Raw genomic sequence first — 16,038 nt, 5'->3', positions numbered from 1 at the left:
CCCTCCTTTGTGGTAAAATTTAGGCCAATTATACTCCAAATTTTTAAATAAAGGTCTATTATGCAAGTAGTGCTTGCTTCTAGTAATCGGGGCAAAATCAAAGAGATTCGAGAGCTTCTAGGTACAGATGTTGTGCCTTATCAAGAGCTTTTAGGGGATTTGGATATCATTGAAAATGGTAAGAGTTTTAAAGAGAATGCCATTATCAAAGCAAAAACCATCTATGATGCTTTGCAAAACCCTAGTGCAATAGTCATAGCTGATGATAGTGGTATCAGTGTACCAGCTTTAGGAGGAGAGCCTGGTATCTATAGTGCTCGCTATGCCAAAGAGGGTGCGAGTGATAAAGATAATCTCCAAAAACTGATAAACAAGCTCAAAGAAAAAGAGATCAAACGCACACCTGCATACTACACAGCAGCAATTGCTATAGCTTCAAAAGATGGCATCTTTACAGTGCATGGTTGGATGTGGGGAGATGTGATAGATGAAGCAAGAGGAGATAAAGGTTTTGGGTATGATCCAATGTTTATTCCCCAAGGATATGAGAAGACTCTTGGTGAGCTTGATAGTGAAATTAAAAGGCAGATAAGCCATCGTGCAAAGGCTTTAAAGCTAGCTAAAATAGTGTTGGAAAGATTGCAATGAGAGAAAAATTTTGTAAAGATCTTCATCACGTGTATCAGATGCTTCAAGATGAGCAAGAAGAGTTGCAAAAATTCTATGATCTTTTGCACTCGTGCCGCTCACTCTTTGATCCAAAAATGGAGGAGCGCTACTATATTATAGAGGAGTTTTTGGAATATCTTAGCTTAGAAGTAAACGAAGAGACAATGCTTGCAGCAATTACCCGTTTGGTAAATTTAAGAGAAGATGCGCTCTTGCAAGTCATAAGAGATTTGAGTGAGGATGAACAGATAAAAGTTCGCGAAAAAGCGTATGTATGGGTGAGTAATTACTATCTTTCTCTTTTTCAAAAAAGAATAGAAAAAATAGAAAAAGCACAGCTTCTCACTCCCTTTTATAGAGCAATTTTGCGCCATGCACATAGCATTGGAGAGGTTTTTAGCTCTTGGCATACAAGCTGGATGGCGCAAATTATATATGGAATCAATCGAGAGCTCTTTGAATTTTTCAATGGGGATGAAGAGAAGATTTTTTATATGTTGAATGAGAAACAACTCTTTGATAGAGGGCATAGTGGAGAGCCTGCAGATCGCAGTTATAGTGTGCTAAAAATTGATGAGGAGGGGAATTTTCATAGGCTCTCTTATGCCCAAGCCTTCAAAGAAGAGGTAGATTTGGCTCTTCAAAAAATCGATGAGGTTATCCAAGAGCTTGGAGATTTAGAAGATGAAGTATTTCATCTAGAAAACGAGTGGAGATACTATTTTAAAAAAATTAAAGAGGCATTAAAAGAAGAGGATCCAGATAGGCTTATAGCAAAATGGGCAGATGTGGATAGAGCTTGGATGCAAATTACTTCACCTGTGCAAATTGGTCATCCCCTTGAATACTATGAGGATCGCTACCGCAAAGCTGTGGCACTAGAGTGGGATGTACGTATAGAAAATCCAAAATATCCCAAAAAAGATCACAGCAAAAAGATGGAGCTGATGTTTCGCAAGCTCTACGATGAGCTTGGTGTGAAAGCTCCATCTGTTTATGAGAGTACATTGCAAAATCTCCAAAAAACGCAGCTCTATGTGGGAAGACCTTTTAGCTTCTATGGAAGTGAGTTTAATGGACTCTTTAGTGCTCAGGTAGTACCAAACGATGAGGTAGTGAGCAAAGAGCATGGAAAAAAGATCTTCGCCTATCCCGATATGATTCTCTCCTCACTCAAAGCAAAGCCACCTATGAAAATCACTACAAAAATTTTTGGCAAAGAGCTAGTAAAAAAGATACGCAGAGTTCTAGATGAGCCACAAATCTGGTACAAAATCTATGATATCTCTACTATCGGGCATGAGTATGGACATATTCTATGGATGGATGAGAGCAGCGAGATGCTCATGAATAGATCGGGAATGTTTAAAAATGCAGAAGAGTTTAAGGCCACAACGGGTGGACTAATAGCGCATTTTTTATTTGAAGATGATACATTATGGGAGTATCTTTTACACGATATTGCAGCCCGTGCAGTCTCACTCATTGGCTGGATGGAAGTAGATGAGGTGCAACCATACTATGTTGAGGGGCTCTTGCATCTGCAGGGTCTCTTTGCTTGTGGAGTTTTCTCCTTAAACAAGATATTGCTGTAGATTTTAGCTATGAGAAGTATATAAAATTAAAGAGTTGGTATATAAGAGAGTATAAAAATCTTATCTTAATTTATCTGAATAAAGAAAATTCAAAGAAATATTTAGATAGATTTATTAAAAAAGAGGGAAAGAGATTCCTCCCAAAAGAGATAGAGGTAGAAGCTTTTGTTCTTTATTATTATAATCTCTACAAACAGATAGGAACAGAGATTGAAAAGGAGATAGTATGAAAAAAATTGTTATATTGGTTTTTATGGGTATTTGGTTCTCTTTATTTGGCGCAACTGCTTCAAGTGATTATATTAATGATCTAAAAGCTTATCTAACATCAAAATCTTTTGCCATAAAAGGACTCTTTTATCCATATGATTTTAATAATGATGGCTATATATCCTATAATGAGTGGGTATATGAGAGCGTTAAAGAGCATAAATATTATCGTCTCCTAGGAACTGAACCTACACCGCAGAATGCTTTTGGTTTTAAGGAAATTGATGATATAGATTTGTGTGATTGCGATCCATCGGGCTATTTTATTTTTATCGATTTTCCAAGAGATAGCGATAAACGATTCTCATGGATATATTTATCCAAAAATGCAGGAACCATTTATAAACTCATGGGAGCAGATCCTATTACACATGAGTTTGATTATTTACAAGTCGGTAACAGTTGGGCTTTGCCAAATCTTACCTTTAATATAGAAAATGGACAAGCTTTTATTGTTTATAAGACAGTAAAGGCGTTTAGTGATATTGTTGGTGGGTATGACACTCCAGGTTTTAGCTGGAATGTGATGAGAGATGGAAACTATCTCTATGTAGCTGATGGTGCAAAAGGTGTGCAAGTTTTCAGTATTGCAAATCCATACTTTCCAGAGTTTCTCTATACTCTCCATACATATGGACATGTGTATGATGTAGCTTTTGATGCAAGCAGCAATTTCTTATATATTGCAGATGGAAAAAAGGGTGTAACTCTTTATGACCTAAGTAGTGGTGATATTGCATGCAACCTTGGACTCGATCATGCAGAGATTATAGATATTGCTCTTGCACCTGATGAGAAAACCCTCTATCTAGCAGCAGGAGAAAAGGGGCTTTATATCATAGATGTAGTGGATAAAAATAGAATCAAACTACTACGCCACATCAAAGGGTGCGTATATCAAGTGCAAGTATTGCAAGGAAGACTCTATGTTTGCGATAGCTGCAAGGGACTTGGTATTTATGATCTTGCAGATGCGCAAAAGCCAAAACTTCTTACAAGAGTGCAAACACATGGTATGAAAAGCTTTAGCATAGATTCGCAGGGGGATTTTGCGTATATTTCATATTGGGGAGCATCCAAGTTTTCTATCGTAAATCTTCAAACACAAGAGATACAAGATGTTTCAACGCTTTATGAGGTGTACAAACCAGTGCTCTCTCCCGATGGGCAAAAACTCTATCTGCTCAATACTATTGCTACAATCTCTGTATGGGATGTGAGTGATCCACAAAATCCAAGTTTAGTAAAAACGATCTATCTACCTTATCCAGCCTTAGATCTTCAATTTTCACAAGATGGAAAATTTGGTTTTATCGCATGTGGCGGTGATGGGATCAAAGTAGTAAACATAGAATAGTCTTTACCTATAAGTATTATTGAGTATAAATCGCTCAATAATACTTAGTTTATTGCCTTACCATTACTAAACTTGACAATAACAGACTAAAATGATATAATTACACAAAATAAAGTTAAGGAGGTGAGAGATGATTCCAGTAGTTATCGATCCTTTCAAAGAGCTTCGCGATATTGAAAGAAAAATATCATCTATGCTTGAATTTGAAAATAAAATGGTACCATCTTCAGCACAGTCTGAAAGTATTTGGATGCCTGCGGTCAACGAAAAAGAGGATGAGAAAGCCTACTATGTTGAAGTTGACTTGCCAGGTGTAAAAAAAGAGGATATCAACCTCGAAGTAAAAGACAACATGCTCATCGTGAGTGGTGAGCGTAAATTCAAAAAAGAGGAAGAGGATAAAGGCTACAAAAGAGTGGAGAGCTTCTTTGGAAAATTTGAGAGAAGATTCACTCTCCCCGCAGATGCTGATACAGAAAAGATTGAAGCGACTGTAGAAGATGGTGTTTTGAAAATCACTATTCCAAAAGTTGAGCAAAAAGAAAACGTTAAGAAAATTGCAATAAAATAACACTCCATTTCCTGCCCCATCCTTGGCAAGCTTTGGCTTGCCATCCTATAATCTCCTTTTAATCCTTCTTTTGTTATACTAATTAAAACCTCTAAAAGAAGGATTTATCGATGCTCCTTTTTACTCCTGGACCAACTCCCGTACCTGAGCGTATTCGCCAAGTTATGGCAACTCCAACAATTCATCACAGAACTCCAGAATTTACAAAGATTTTTTTGCAAGCACGCAAGCTTCTCATAGAACTCTTGAAGATGGAAGATGCGGTAGTGCTCGCTTCCACTGGAACAGGAGCTATGGAAGCGTGTGTGACAAATCTGTGTGAGAAAAAAGCGCTCATTGTCAATGCTGGAAAATTTGGTGAACGTTTTGTCAAGATTGCACAAGCATTTGGCAAAGAGGTTGTAGAACTGCGCTATGAGTGGGATACTCCAGCAATTGTTGCAGATGTGCAAAAGGCTCTAGAAGAGCATAAAGATATCGATGCATTTTTTATACAGATTTGTGAAAGTAGCGGTGGACTACGCCATCCTGTTGAAGATATAGCAGCTGCAATAAAGGCGATCAATCCAGAGATCAGTGTAGTAGCAGATGGTATAACAGCAGTTGGGGTAGAGCCGATTGAAGTGACAAACATCGATGCGTTGATTACGGGTAGTCAAAAGGCTCTCATGCTTCCTCCAGGTCTTGCGATGGTAGGTCTTAGCAGCCATGCAATCCGCAAAATTGGCGATGGCGAAGGATTTTATTTCAATTTAGCGAGTGAGCTCAAAAAGCAGCGTGAAGGTACTACTGCATATACTGCAGCGACAACACTTGTCATCGGTCTTAAAGAGATCCTAACAATCCTCCTTCAAGAGATAGGGATTGATGAAATATATGATCAAACAGACAGGCGTGCTACTGCAACACGCGTAGCTTTAGAGGCTTTGGGTCTTAAAATCTATCCCAAAAAGCCAGCAAATGCCATGACAGCTATCATCGATGATGATGCGCCCAAGATTCGTCAAATTCTCAAAAACCGCTATGGCGTCAATATCGCAGGTGGACAAGAGCATCTCAAAGAGAAGCTCTTTCGCATCAACCATATGGGAATAATCGAGCCAAATGAGGCTGCATGGGTGGTCAATGCCATAGAAAAAGCGCTGGATGATATTGGCAGACGCACATATACAGGCGAAGCCAACAAAATATTCAATGAGATCTATTTTTTCGAGGAATAGCATGATTTATCAACACGAAATTCCAAAAGGTGCACGGCTCTATTTCAATGGAAGTGCGCGTCTTAAAAGAGCAATAGAGCAAAGAGCGAGTGAAGTACTCTATAAGTATGGGTTTGAAGAGATTGTCACTCCCTACTTTTCATACCATCAGCATAAAATTCTCGAAGATGAGACAGAACTTATTCGTCTTGGGGATGAGAAGAATAGAAAACTCACAATAAGAGCTGATAGCACTGTTGATGTAGTGCGCCTCATCACAAATAGGCTGGGGCGTAGTACCAAGCATAAGCGTTGGTTCTATATACAGCCTGTGTTTCGCTACCCTACACAAGAGTTTTACCAGATAGGTGCTGAAGTGCTGGAAGGTAAAAGAAGCGGTGAAAATCTCAAAATCGTCCTAGAGATTCTCGCTCAACTTGGTATTACTCCAATTTTGCAACTCTCAAACATAAAGATCCCTAAAATTTTGTCACAAAAATATGGGATCGATATTGAGATCTTTAAAGAGCTCGATCTAGATAGACTCTTAGCATGTGAGCATAGCTGGATGGAGCCGCTTCTTGAGCTTCAAAGTGTGGAAGAGATTGATGATTTAGTGGGTATTTTGCCACAAGAGATAGAAGTAGAACTTATGAAAATTAAAGAGTTGGCACAGTTTATTAACTACGATAACACAATAATAGCGCCACTCTATTATGCTAATATGCGCTACTACAAAGATCTCTTTTTTCGATTTTTTATTCATAACAATACAATCGCAACCGGTGGCGATTATGAGACCCAAGAGATAATGGCGAGCGGTTTTGCAATCTATACAGACCAGTTAATAGCTTTGATGGAAAAAGGTGAATAATGGCAGCAGATTTGATAGTAGGAATTCAGTGGGGTGATGAGGGAAAAGGAAAAATCGTTGATCTTCTTGCCCAAGAGTATAATATTGTATGTCGCTATCAGGGTGGACACAATGCCGGTCATACTATCGTCGTAGGTGGTAAAAAGATAGCATTACATCTTATTCCTTCTGGTATTCTCAATCCTAAAGCGGTTAATATAATCGGAAATGGTGTAGTAGTGAGTCCTGAGGCTTTGATAGAGGAGATGAAGCAGTTTGATGATCTTGATGGAAGGCTTCTTATTAGCGACAAAGCCCATCTCATCTTTTCATACCATGCGCAAATCGACCAGGCAAAAGAGCGCATGCGTGGCAAAAAAGCGATAGGCACTACAGGTAGAGGCATTGGACCAGCCTATGCAGATAAAGTCTCACGCCAAGGGCACCGTGTGGGTGAGCTCAAAGATACCAAAAAGCTTCAAGCAAAAATAGAGGAGTATTTTGCTATCAATGAGCCATACTTTAAAGCATTGGGCGTCGAAAAGCCAGATAGTGAGCAGCTACGTAAAGAACTAGAGTTTTATCGTGATGCACTCATGCCTTATGTGATAGATGCCACAAACTACTTGTGGGATATTTTGGAGCTTGGTGAGCACAAAATTTTGCTCGAAGGTGCACAAGGGACAATGCTCGATATCGATCACGGCACATATCCGTATGTAACAAGTTCTAATACAATTGCAGCAGGGGCTTGCACCGGTCTAGGTTTGTCACCCAAAGATATCGGTAAAGTGATTGGTATAGCCAAAGCTTACTGTACCCGTGTTGGAAATGGTCCTTTTCCTACTGAAGAGTTTGGACTAGAGGGAGATAAACTGCGCCAGCAGGGCCATGAGTTTGGCACTACTACAGGGCGTCCACGCAGGTGTGGATGGTTCGATGCGGTAGCTGCAAAGTATGCGAGCCGCATCAATGGCTGTGATGAGATGGCAATTATGAAACTCGATGTACTCGATGGATTTGAGAAGATAAAAGTAGCATCTGCATATGAGTATGAAGGTGATCGCATCGATTATGTTCCTAGTGATTTGGAGAATGTAACACCTATCTATATAGAGTTTGATGGTTGGGAGAGTGTGAAGGGGGTTAGAAAATGGGATGATCTCCCAGTCGAAGCAAAACAGTATATTGAGGCTCTCGAAGAGCTTACCCAGACAAAGATAGCCATCATTTCTACAAGTCCAGATAGAGAAGATACTATAGTAAAAAATTAAGGAGTTTTTATGCGTTTGCGACTTCCTCATGCGCCATATGTGGCCAACAAAATAGCAATCGATCTGCTCAATAGCAATATGGTAACGTTTACGCAAGGCGTGGAGCCTGTAGTGCGTGCAGCACAAGAGGTTCTTGAACAAGAGCTCAAAAAAGAGGCGGCTTTGGATGAGAGAGTCAAAGAGATTATGGAAGAGAATGAGGATGAGATCGAGTTTAATATGGCTGATTCCAAGCAGCTCTTTTGGCTTATCAAAAAGAAACTAGCGCCTGAGTATGGTGTGATTCTTAATTATGAAGAAAAATATAACGATATAGCCCATAAAATTTTCAAAAAACTCTATGATGAGGATCTTATCAACTATACTGTAGCAGACAACCGCATCAAAAATATCATCTATGATGCAATCGAAAAATATATAAAAAGCTATGATGAGGTTGAAGATATTGTACTAGAAAAGATCAGTCACTACAAAAAAAAGCTCATTCCAGGTACTGAAGAGTTTGAACTTGTTTATACAAGAATGTTTGAAGATGAGCTCAAAAAGAGAGGAATGCTTCTATGAAAAAGGTCTGGATCTATCTTGAGCATGGAATTATGCTTGAAGGGCACAGCTTTGGAGCCGAAGGGACAAAGACAGGAGAAATAGTCTTCAACACCTCAATGACTGGCTATCAAGAGATTGTTACAGATCCAAGCTATGCAGGGCAGTTTGTCACATTTACGATGCCAGAAATAGGGAATGTGGGCGTAAATGATGAGGATTTTGAGAGCCGTAGTGCCTGGGCAAAGGGTATCATAGTGCGCCAGTATCAGCCTCGCTACTCTAACTTTAGAGCACAAAAGTCGCTTGAGGCTCTCTTGCGTGAATTTGATGTAATGGGTATATGTGATATAGATACAAGATATCTTACAAAAACCATCCGCGACAAGGGTGCTTGTATGATGATTGCCTCAACAGAAGTTAGTGATGAAGATGAGCTTGCAAAGCTTTTGGCTGCTGCTCCAAGAATAGAAGAGGTAGATTATATTAAATCTGTTTCTACAAAAAAACCGTATAAACATACCTATGCCATATATGATGCCAAAAATTTTCGTTACAAAGATGCTCCGACCCCAAAAGCCAAAATTTATGTATACGATTTTGGTGTCAAGCGCAATATTCTCAATAACCTCGTAGAAGCTGAACTTGAAGTTGAGGTGATTCCTCACGATTTTAGCGTAGAGCAGATAATTCAAGAATATAAAGAGGGCAAAGTAGATGGTGTTTTCCTCTCTAATGGCCCTGGTGATCCATTGATTTTAAAGCAAGTCCATGAAAATATCAAAAGACTTTTAGAGGAAAAAATTCCGATGTTTGGAATATGCCTTGGACACCAGCTCCTCTCTATTGCTCATGGTTATCCGACATTTAAGCTCAAATTTGGCCATCACGGTGGAAATCACCCTGTGCGTAACGAAGAGAGTAAAAAAGTAGAAATTACGGCACAAAACCACAACTATAATGTGCCAGATAGTATAGAAAAAGTGGCGCTCATCACACACAAAAATCTTTTTGATGGAACTATTGAGGGTGTTTTTTATAAAGATGGGCCGGTCTTTAGTGTGCAGCATCACCCCGAGGCCTCACCAGGTCCACACGATAGTCGCTATATTTTCAAAGAGTTTCGCGATTTAATCTTACAAAATAAGGAGAAAAGATGCTAGAGTTTTTGAAAAAGATGACCGAATGGGTTTTGCAAAAAGAGGAGGAAATGGCCAAAAACTGCAAGTTAAGTATTGAAGATATCGATAAGCAGATAGAGGTTGTCAAAGAGAAAAAAGCAAAACTTGAAGAAGAGTGCCAAAAGAATATCCAAGAGCTCAATCAGCTTTTGGGTAGACTTGAATCAATTAAAAATATTGAGCTTGCCAAATGCTCTCATAAAGATTAACAATCATTTAACACTTCCTTGTTATATTTACAAAAAATAACAAGGAAGTCCGATGCGTGTATCATTAGGCCTTTTTCTAGCTAGTAGTATCCTTCTTGCTGATTCACTCACTATCCAAAAGATCTCTATTACTTCCCAAGCACTTGAGTCTCTCAATACTGATGAGTTAAAATTCTCGCGCCAACAAGATCTTGCCCAAATACTTGCAAACTACATTCCTTCTATCAATATGGTGCGCGCTAGCGCTATTGGCAACGATATCGTGCTACGCGGATTCAAAAGAGATGATATCAATATTTTAGTAGATGGTGCAAAAATATATGGTGCATGTCCCAATCGCATGGATCCACCTCTTATGCATATTTCTATTACTGATGTAAAGAGTATCAGTGTTGTCAAAGGACCTTTTGATGTAGAAAATTTTGGAAGTATGGGTGGTGCTGTAGTAGTGCAGAGTGCCGATCCGACTCCTGGTCTCCATACAATGCTTGATGCAATGTTAGGGAGTTTTTCATATAAAAAATTTGAAGCTAAGGGAAGTGCAGCTGATAAGAAGGCTGGTGTGAGTTTTGGAGTAAGTTATGAGAATGCTGGGCAGTATGAAGATGGGAGCGGCAAAACACTCGTGGAACAAAACTGGGCGAAGCTTGGCAAAAACGATCCAAACGCATACCAAGAGAAGTATAAAGATATAGACGCGTACACAAGATCAAGTGTTCATATAAAGAGTTTTTATAAACCAACATCCAATCAACGCCTTGATTTGGCAATGTATACAGATAAAGCCACCAATGTTCTCTATCCAGCATTTCAAATGGATGCACAGCTTGATAAGACGCTCATGGTCAATGGCAAATACACCATAAATAATTTAAGCCAATTCTCAAAAGAGCTGCAGCTGAGTAGTTACTACTCTTCTGTTGTGCACAATATGGGAACGGAATTTCGTAACAGCGCCAATAATCCTATGATGTATAGAACGCACCATGTCAAGAGTGTTGTCAAAGGATTGAAACTGCGCAACAGTTTTGATACTTTGGGTGCTGTGTGGAGTGCAGGAATCGACTCATCCTTGAGACTATGGAATGGAAAATGTTATAAAGAGCCTATATGGCAGCCAAAGCAGGTACGTATTCCTGATGTGCATACTCTCAATAGTGCTCTCTTTTTGAAAGTTGGAAAGAATATTGATAATTGGGATCTCCAAGCAGGCCTTCGCTACGATGATACATCAATTAAAGCCAAAAATCTCAAAGACCCAACAATCGCTTCTATTGGTGCTATTCAAAACTACTATAAAGGGCACGAAAAACGCACCTTCAATGATCTATCATACAACATGAAAGTGACTTATCACTGGGATGAGAATATCGCAACATATTTTGGTTATGGCAGAGGTGTGCGTGTACCTGATGGACAAGAACTCTATTTTATAGGTTTTATGCGCGGCAACTGGTCACGCAGAGGCAATCCAGATCTCAAAGAGGCAAAAAATCAAGAGTTTGATGTAGGAATTGATGCGACCTTTGACCAGACTCATATCAATGCGGAGCTCTTTTATAGCAATGTTGATGATTTTATATATGCATATCGCTCCAATGTGGGCAATAGCAATCCAAGCAAATACTACCTCACATGGGATAATATCGATGCTCATATTTGGGGATTCTCCTTGGATGCGCAAAGAAGTATTGGTGACTTTTATATGATCGAAGCAGCTCTTAGTTATCAAAGAGGAGAAAAAGATAGCTTTGGCCATACAGGTGGCGATAAAGATATGGCACAGATTCCACCATTGCATGCAAGAGTAGCACTGAGCTTTGATAATGGCGATATTTATTGGATGGTTGAAGGGTTGGCGAGTAGCTCTTGGAATAACTATGATGCTGGAAATGGAGAGCAAAAGATCGATGGATGGACAGTAGTAAACTGGAAACTCTCTAAGTATATTGGCGATGCTCTGGATTTACAAATCGGAGTAGATAATATATTTGATAAAACATATGCGATGAATAATACATATGTTGGAAGGTCTCTTATTGGTGGGCGAAACCCAGTGCTTATCAATGAGCCAGGAAGATTTTTTTATGCTAATATCGTAAAAAGATTTTAAAAGGATCTAACCATCAATACAATAGATTTTTTAAGTATCGCAACAGTTGCATTTTTAGGTAGTTTGGGGCATTGTGTAGGGATGTGTGGAGGATTTGTAGTAGCATATACTACAGCCAAGATTGATCCACAAACATCCAAAATATCTCAATCGCTGGCGCACTTTGTTTATAATATAGGCAGAGTAATTGCGTATATGCTCATTGGCGCTATTTTTGGCGCTTTGGGTTCGATTTTTATGGTTTCTCCTACCACCCATGCATTGCTTTTTGTACTGATAGGTGTAGTTATGATTCTTATGGGGCTCAGCCTCTCAGGTAATATCAAATTTCTCACCTCCATAGAAGCAAATCTTACAAATCTTCCACTCTTTCGCACCATCTTTAGTAGACTCATCAAGTCTAAATCACTTGGAAGTTTCTTTTTGCTTGGAGTGCTCAATGGCTTTATCCCTTGCGGTCTTGTCTACTTCTTTGCTGCAAGTGCAGCAGCTACAGGAAGTCCATTCTGGGGTGCTGTTGTGATGCTTGTATTTGGTCTCTCGACTATTCCGGTAATGTTTGGCTTAGGCACTGTTGCAGGATTTTTAAAAAGCTCTTCGTTTAGGCTTTTGATGATCAAGATTGCAGCTATTATTATTGCTCTTTATGGGATCTATCTCATTTATAAAGGCTATATGATCTGGACACATCCAGGAATGATGAAGATGCATATGCATCACATGATGCAGCAGATGCATAAAATATAAATAATTGTCATTAATCAAAAAGTGAATAAAAAGTAATAAAAATAGTACAAAATTTAAAGTTTTGCTACATAGTATTTACAACAGCTACGAAAAATTGGGGAATTGAACGAAAGCTGAAAATAATCTGAATATTTATACTAATACTTATTTCTTTGCTGTTTAAGGTTTTTTACAAGTTTGATTGCATATAATAACCTCCGTAATGGTATGTCATCGTTATGACAAATTCTATAGGAGGTCTTAGATGCAAAATCCTGCAATCGAGTATGATTATACCGTTGCAAGATGGTTTAGCTATCTAGCTATCTTGTTCGGTATATTGGGGATGGGTATAGGCGTATGGATCGCCTTTGAGCTGGCTTTTCCTGAGCTTAACTATGTTGCTGGTCAGTATAGTCTTTTTAGTCGACTTCGACCAATTCACACTAATGTAGTAGCATATGGCTTTACGCTCAGCGGTATTTGGGCTACATGGTATTATGTAGGACAAAGAGTTTTAAAGGTAAGTCTTGCAGAGAGTAAATTTTTGCAAGGTATTGCGAAGCTACATTTTTGGCTCTACTTCTTCACAGCACTTGCAGCAGTAGTGTCATTGCTCGCTCGCTATACTACTTCAAAAGAGTATGCGCAGTTTGAGTGGCCACTTGATATTGCAGTAGTTCTTATTTGGGTACTTTGGGGTATCTCTATCTTTGGTCTTATCGGTATTAGAAGAGAAAAAACGCTCTATATCTCTATGTGGTATTACATTGCTACATTCCTTGGTGTTGCAATGCTCTACCTTTTCAACAACATGGAAGTACCAACTTACCTTATAACTGGAATGGGTGATCCACTCCACTCAGTTAGTATGTATGCAGGTACAAACGATGCGATGGTACAATGGTGGTTTGGTCATAATGCTGTTGCATTTGTTTTCACTGTACCTATCATTGCAATGATCTACTACTATCTTCCAAAAGAGTCTGGCCAGCCAGTTTATTCATATAAACTCTCACTCCTCTCATTCTGGGGATTGATGTTTGTATATCTTTGGGCTGGTGGTCACCACCTTATCTATTCAACTGTCCCAGATTGGATGCAAACTATGGGTTCAATCTTCTCAGTTATTCTCATTCTACCTTCATGGGGTAGTGCGCTCAATATGCTTCTTACTATGAAAGGTGAATGGGGACAACTAAAAGAAAACCCACTTATTAAGTTTATGGTATTGGCTTCAACTTTCTATATGCTCTCAACTCTTGAAGGTCCAATTCAATCAATCAAATCAGTTAACGCACTTGCGCACTTTACTGATTGGATTCCAGGACACGTACATGATGGTACTCTTGGATGGGTTGGGTTCATGATCATTGCAGCTATTATGCACATGGCTCCAAGATTTTACAAAAGAGAAATTTACAGCAAAAAACTTCTTGAAATGCAATTCTGGCTCCAAACAACAGGTATCGTTCTTTACTTCTCAAGCATGTGGATTGCTGGTATTACTCAAGGTATGATGTGGAGAGCAGTTGACCAGTATGGTAACCTTGCATACTCTTTCATCGATACTGTAACTGTACTGCATCCTTACTATACACTTAGAGGTATTGGTGGCCTATTCTATTTCATTGGTCTATTTATGTGGGCATATAACTTCTATAAAACTATGACAGCGGCTAAGCAAATCGAAAAAGAGCCTGCATTTGCTTCACCGATGGCTGGATAAGGAGGCTTGAATGTTTGGTTGGTTAGAAAGAAATCCGTTCTTTTTCGCAGTCGGAGTTTTTGTAGTCATCGCGTTTGCTGGGCTCATCGAAATCGTTCCTGATTTCGCCCAGCAGTCTCGCCCAGTTGCAGGAGCTAAACCTTACTCTTTGCTTGAACTTGCAGGAAGACAAGTATATATTAAAGATAGCTGTAATGCTTGTCACTCACAACTTATTCGTCCATTCAAGAGTGAAACAGACCGCTACGGTATGTACAGCCTCAATGGGGAATATGCATATGATAGACCATTTTTGTGGGGATCTAAAAGAACTGGTCCAGATCTTCACAGAGTAGGTAACTATCGTACAAGTGATTGGCATGCAAACCATATGTGGGATCCAACAAGCGTAGTTCCTGGATCTATCATGCCAGCATATAAGCATATGTTTACAAATGTGGCAGACCTTGAGACAGCGTATGCAGAAGCATTGACAGTGAAAAAAGTATTCAACGTTCCATATGATAAAGATATAGACGGTGATGGAAAAGTAGACGTTCCATTGGGAAGCTTTGATGAAGCAAAAAAACGCGCACTTGCATATGCGCTTAAAGTTGCTGAAGAGACTAAACGTCAAGATCTTGTAGATATGGTAAAACAGGGCAAAATCCCTGAAATTGTTGCACTTATCGCATATCTTAACAGGTTGAAATAGGTATGGATATCAAGCTGATACAAGGGATAGCGTATTTCGTGCTAGTAATCTTCTTGACAATAGTGCTCTATGGATACATTATCCACTTGTATCGAAGCGAGAAAAAAGGTAAACGAAATTACGAAAAGTATGGGAAGATGGCGCTCGATGATGAGCTCACATCTCCCCCGGTAGAGCCTTTAGAAGAAGAAAACACTAAGGAGTCAAAATGAATTGGTTAAGCGATAATGTCAACCAGTTGGCTCTGCTTGGTGCTGCTGCTATTTTGATCTTGACAATTGGTGTGGCAGCTAAATACTTCAAGCAGATCAAAGAGGGTAAGAGTGAGGGTGTCCTCAAAGAAGAGAATTGGGATGGAATCGGCGAATATAAAAACAACTCTCCAATTGGTTGGTCTTTGGCATTTATGGGTACAATCATCTGGGGAGCTTGGTACTGGCTTGTAGGATATCCTCTCAATGCTTATTCGCAAATAGGTGAATATAATAAAGAGGTAAAAACATATAACGCAAAATTCCAAAGCAAATGGGCTAACCCTACAAAAGAGGATCTTCTTGGTATGGGTGAGGGTGTTTTCTTGGTACAGTGTTCTCCATGTCACGGAATTGATGGAACAGGAATTGAGGGAAAAGCACAAGACTTGACAAGAAGACTTCTTAAAAAAGAGGTTCTTGATGTCATTGCAAGAGGTTCAGCTGCTCTTGGAAACCCAAATGGACAGTTTGGCTATCCTCTAGGGATGATGCCTCCAGGACTTACTAGTGGCGCAGATGCTGAAGCAGTTGCTGAATATGTAGCTAATGGCTTCAAAGGTAACGATAAAGGTGCTGAGGTATTCCAAAACGTATGTGCAGGATGTCACGGACCAGATGGCCGTGGTATGAGCGGTCAAGCACCAAACCTTAGAGAATATGATGACACCATAATCGCAAAAGTTCTTGAACATGGTAAAAAAGGTATTATTGGACACATGCCTTCATTCAAAGGTAGACTCACTCCTGTACAAGAAAAAGCGGTTGCTACATACATCCGCTCACTAAGTGAAGGAGCTTAAA

The 16,038-nt window shown here is 39.4% G+C and carries 17 protein-coding genes; all 17 read left to right on the top strand.

The features are described from left to right. Positions 1–60: 60 nt before the first annotated feature. The 17 genes from rdgB (at position 61) to JG734_RS08285 (ending at position 16,037) form a co-directional block, all read left to right on the top strand. Positions 61–648 (top strand): RdgB/HAM1 family non-canonical purine NTP pyrophosphatase, encoded by a 588-nt coding sequence (gene rdgB, locus JG734_RS08365; RefSeq protein ID WP_201332838.1) that lies wholly within the window; start codon positions 61–63, stop codon positions 646–648. Next, positions 645–2,264, top strand: a complete 1,620-nt coding sequence (ciaB, locus tag JG734_RS08360) for an invasion protein CiaB (RefSeq protein ID WP_201332837.1) — start codon at positions 645–647, stop codon at positions 2,262–2,264. The genes rdgB and ciaB overlap by 4 nt, the downstream gene beginning before the upstream one ends. Further along, positions 2,228–2,494: a hypothetical protein gene (locus JG734_RS08355; RefSeq protein ID WP_201332836.1), complete on the top strand. Its 267-nt coding sequence runs from the start codon at positions 2,228–2,230 to the stop codon at positions 2,492–2,494. The genes ciaB and JG734_RS08355 overlap by 37 nt, the downstream gene beginning before the upstream one ends. Continuing rightward, positions 2,491–3,891 (top strand): LVIVD repeat-containing protein, encoded by a 1,401-nt coding sequence (locus JG734_RS08350; protein WP_201332835.1) that lies wholly within the window; start codon positions 2,491–2,493, stop codon positions 3,889–3,891. The genes JG734_RS08355 and JG734_RS08350 overlap by 4 nt, the downstream gene beginning before the upstream one ends. Before the next feature lie 130 nt (positions 3,892–4,021). Next, positions 4,022–4,462 carry an Hsp20/alpha crystallin family protein gene (locus tag JG734_RS08345; protein ID WP_201332834.1) on the top strand — a complete coding sequence of 147 codons (441 nt, stop codon included), beginning with the start codon at positions 4,022–4,024 and terminating at the stop codon, positions 4,460–4,462. A 110-nt stretch (positions 4,463–4,572) separates the two neighbouring features. Then, entirely contained in the window at positions 4,573–5,682 is a 1,110-nt protein-coding gene (locus JG734_RS08340; RefSeq protein WP_201332833.1) for an alanine--glyoxylate aminotransferase family protein, read from the top strand. 1 nt (position 5,683) lies between these two features. After that, a complete protein-coding gene (locus JG734_RS08335; RefSeq protein WP_201332832.1) occupies positions 5,684–6,535 on the top strand; it encodes an ATP phosphoribosyltransferase regulatory subunit in 852 nt (283 codons plus the stop codon). Further along, positions 6,532–7,788: an adenylosuccinate synthase gene (locus tag JG734_RS08330; protein ID WP_370583642.1), complete on the top strand. Its 1,257-nt coding sequence runs from the start codon at positions 6,532–6,534 to the stop codon at positions 7,786–7,788. Before JG734_RS08335 ends, JG734_RS08330 begins: the two co-directional genes overlap by 4 nt. 9 nt (positions 7,789–7,797) lie before the next feature. Beyond that, entirely contained in the window at positions 7,798–8,352 is a 555-nt protein-coding gene (locus JG734_RS08325) for a DUF507 family protein (protein ID WP_201332830.1), read from the top strand. After that, on the top strand, positions 8,349–9,494 hold the full coding sequence (carA, locus tag JG734_RS08320; RefSeq protein ID WP_201332829.1) for a glutamine-hydrolyzing carbamoyl-phosphate synthase small subunit: 1,146 nt from the start codon (positions 8,349–8,351) through the stop codon (positions 9,492–9,494). Before JG734_RS08325 ends, carA begins: the two co-directional genes overlap by 4 nt. After that, entirely contained in the window at positions 9,488–9,721 is a 234-nt protein-coding gene (locus JG734_RS08315) for a hypothetical protein (protein ID WP_201332828.1), read from the top strand. Before carA ends, JG734_RS08315 begins: the two co-directional genes overlap by 7 nt. A 52-nt stretch (positions 9,722–9,773) precedes the next feature. Continuing rightward, complete coding sequence (locus tag JG734_RS08310; protein ID WP_201332827.1) at positions 9,774–11,834, top strand: TonB-dependent receptor; 2,061 nt, start codon at positions 9,774–9,776, stop codon at positions 11,832–11,834. A 12-nt stretch (positions 11,835–11,846) separates the two neighbouring features. Next, positions 11,847–12,581 carry a sulfite exporter TauE/SafE family protein gene (locus JG734_RS08305; protein ID WP_201333951.1) on the top strand — a complete coding sequence of 245 codons (735 nt, stop codon included), beginning with the start codon at positions 11,847–11,849 and terminating at the stop codon, positions 12,579–12,581. A 244-nt stretch (positions 12,582–12,825) separates the two neighbouring features. After that, the gene (gene ccoN / locus JG734_RS08300; protein WP_201332826.1) at positions 12,826–14,289 is read left to right on the top strand and encodes a cytochrome-c oxidase, cbb3-type subunit I; all 1,464 of its coding nucleotides are present in this window, start codon (positions 12,826–12,828) and stop codon (positions 14,287–14,289) included. A 10-nt stretch (positions 14,290–14,299) separates the two neighbouring features. Then, complete coding sequence (gene ccoO, locus JG734_RS08295) at positions 14,300–14,983, top strand: cytochrome-c oxidase, cbb3-type subunit II (protein WP_201332825.1); 684 nt, start codon at positions 14,300–14,302, stop codon at positions 14,981–14,983. Positions 14,984–14,985: 2 nt separating this feature from the next. Further along, the gene (locus tag JG734_RS08290; RefSeq protein ID WP_201332824.1) at positions 14,986–15,195 is read left to right on the top strand and encodes a cytochrome c oxidase, cbb3-type, CcoQ subunit; all 210 of its coding nucleotides are present in this window, start codon (positions 14,986–14,988) and stop codon (positions 15,193–15,195) included. After that, entirely contained in the window at positions 15,192–16,037 is an 846-nt protein-coding gene (locus JG734_RS08285) for a c-type cytochrome (protein ID WP_201332823.1), read from the top strand. The genes JG734_RS08290 and JG734_RS08285 overlap by 4 nt, the downstream gene beginning before the upstream one ends. Position 16,038 lies beyond the last annotated feature (1 nt).

Origin of the sequence: Nitratiruptor sp. YY09-18, from assembly GCF_016593235.1 — a bacterium.
Classification (GTDB): Bacteria; Campylobacterota; Campylobacteria; order Campylobacterales; family Nitratiruptoraceae; genus Nitratiruptor.
This window is presented reverse-complemented; position numbering and strand designations above follow the sequence as displayed.

What these genes read in the sequence shown, in the direction of transcription:
- JG734_RS08345 (WP_201332834.1), top strand. Translation starts at nt 4,022, where the DNA reads ATGATTCCAGTAGTTATCGATCCTTTCAAAGAGCTTCGCGATATTGAA.
- JG734_RS08340 (WP_201332833.1), top strand. Translation starts at nt 4,573, where the DNA reads ATGCTCCTTTTTACTCCTGGACCAACTCCCGTACCTGAGCGTATTCGC.
- JG734_RS08335 (WP_201332832.1), top strand. Translation starts at nt 5,684, where the DNA reads ATGATTTATCAACACGAAATTCCAAAAGGTGCACGGCTCTATTTCAAT.
- ccoN (WP_201332826.1), top strand. Translation starts at nt 12,826, where the DNA reads ATGCAAAATCCTGCAATCGAGTATGATTATACCGTTGCAAGATGGTTT.
- ciaB (WP_201332837.1), top strand. Translation starts at nt 645, where the DNA reads ATGAGAGAAAAATTTTGTAAAGATCTTCATCACGTGTATCAGATGCTT.
- JG734_RS08315 (WP_201332828.1), top strand. Translation starts at nt 9,488, where the DNA reads ATGCTAGAGTTTTTGAAAAAGATGACCGAATGGGTTTTGCAAAAAGAG.
- rdgB (WP_201332838.1), top strand. Translation starts at nt 61, where the DNA reads ATGCAAGTAGTGCTTGCTTCTAGTAATCGGGGCAAAATCAAAGAGATT.
- ccoO (WP_201332825.1), top strand. Translation starts at nt 14,300, where the DNA reads ATGTTTGGTTGGTTAGAAAGAAATCCGTTCTTTTTCGCAGTCGGAGTT.
- JG734_RS08350 (WP_201332835.1), top strand. Translation starts at nt 2,491, where the DNA reads ATGAAAAAAATTGTTATATTGGTTTTTATGGGTATTTGGTTCTCTTTA.
- JG734_RS08290 (WP_201332824.1), top strand. Translation starts at nt 14,986, where the DNA reads ATGGATATCAAGCTGATACAAGGGATAGCGTATTTCGTGCTAGTAATC.
- JG734_RS08325 (WP_201332830.1), top strand. Translation starts at nt 7,798, where the DNA reads ATGCGTTTGCGACTTCCTCATGCGCCATATGTGGCCAACAAAATAGCA.
- JG734_RS08285 (WP_201332823.1), top strand. Translation starts at nt 15,192, where the DNA reads ATGAATTGGTTAAGCGATAATGTCAACCAGTTGGCTCTGCTTGGTGCT.
- carA (WP_201332829.1), top strand. Translation starts at nt 8,349, where the DNA reads ATGAAAAAGGTCTGGATCTATCTTGAGCATGGAATTATGCTTGAAGGG.
- JG734_RS08310 (WP_201332827.1), top strand. Translation starts at nt 9,774, where the DNA reads ATGCGTGTATCATTAGGCCTTTTTCTAGCTAGTAGTATCCTTCTTGCT.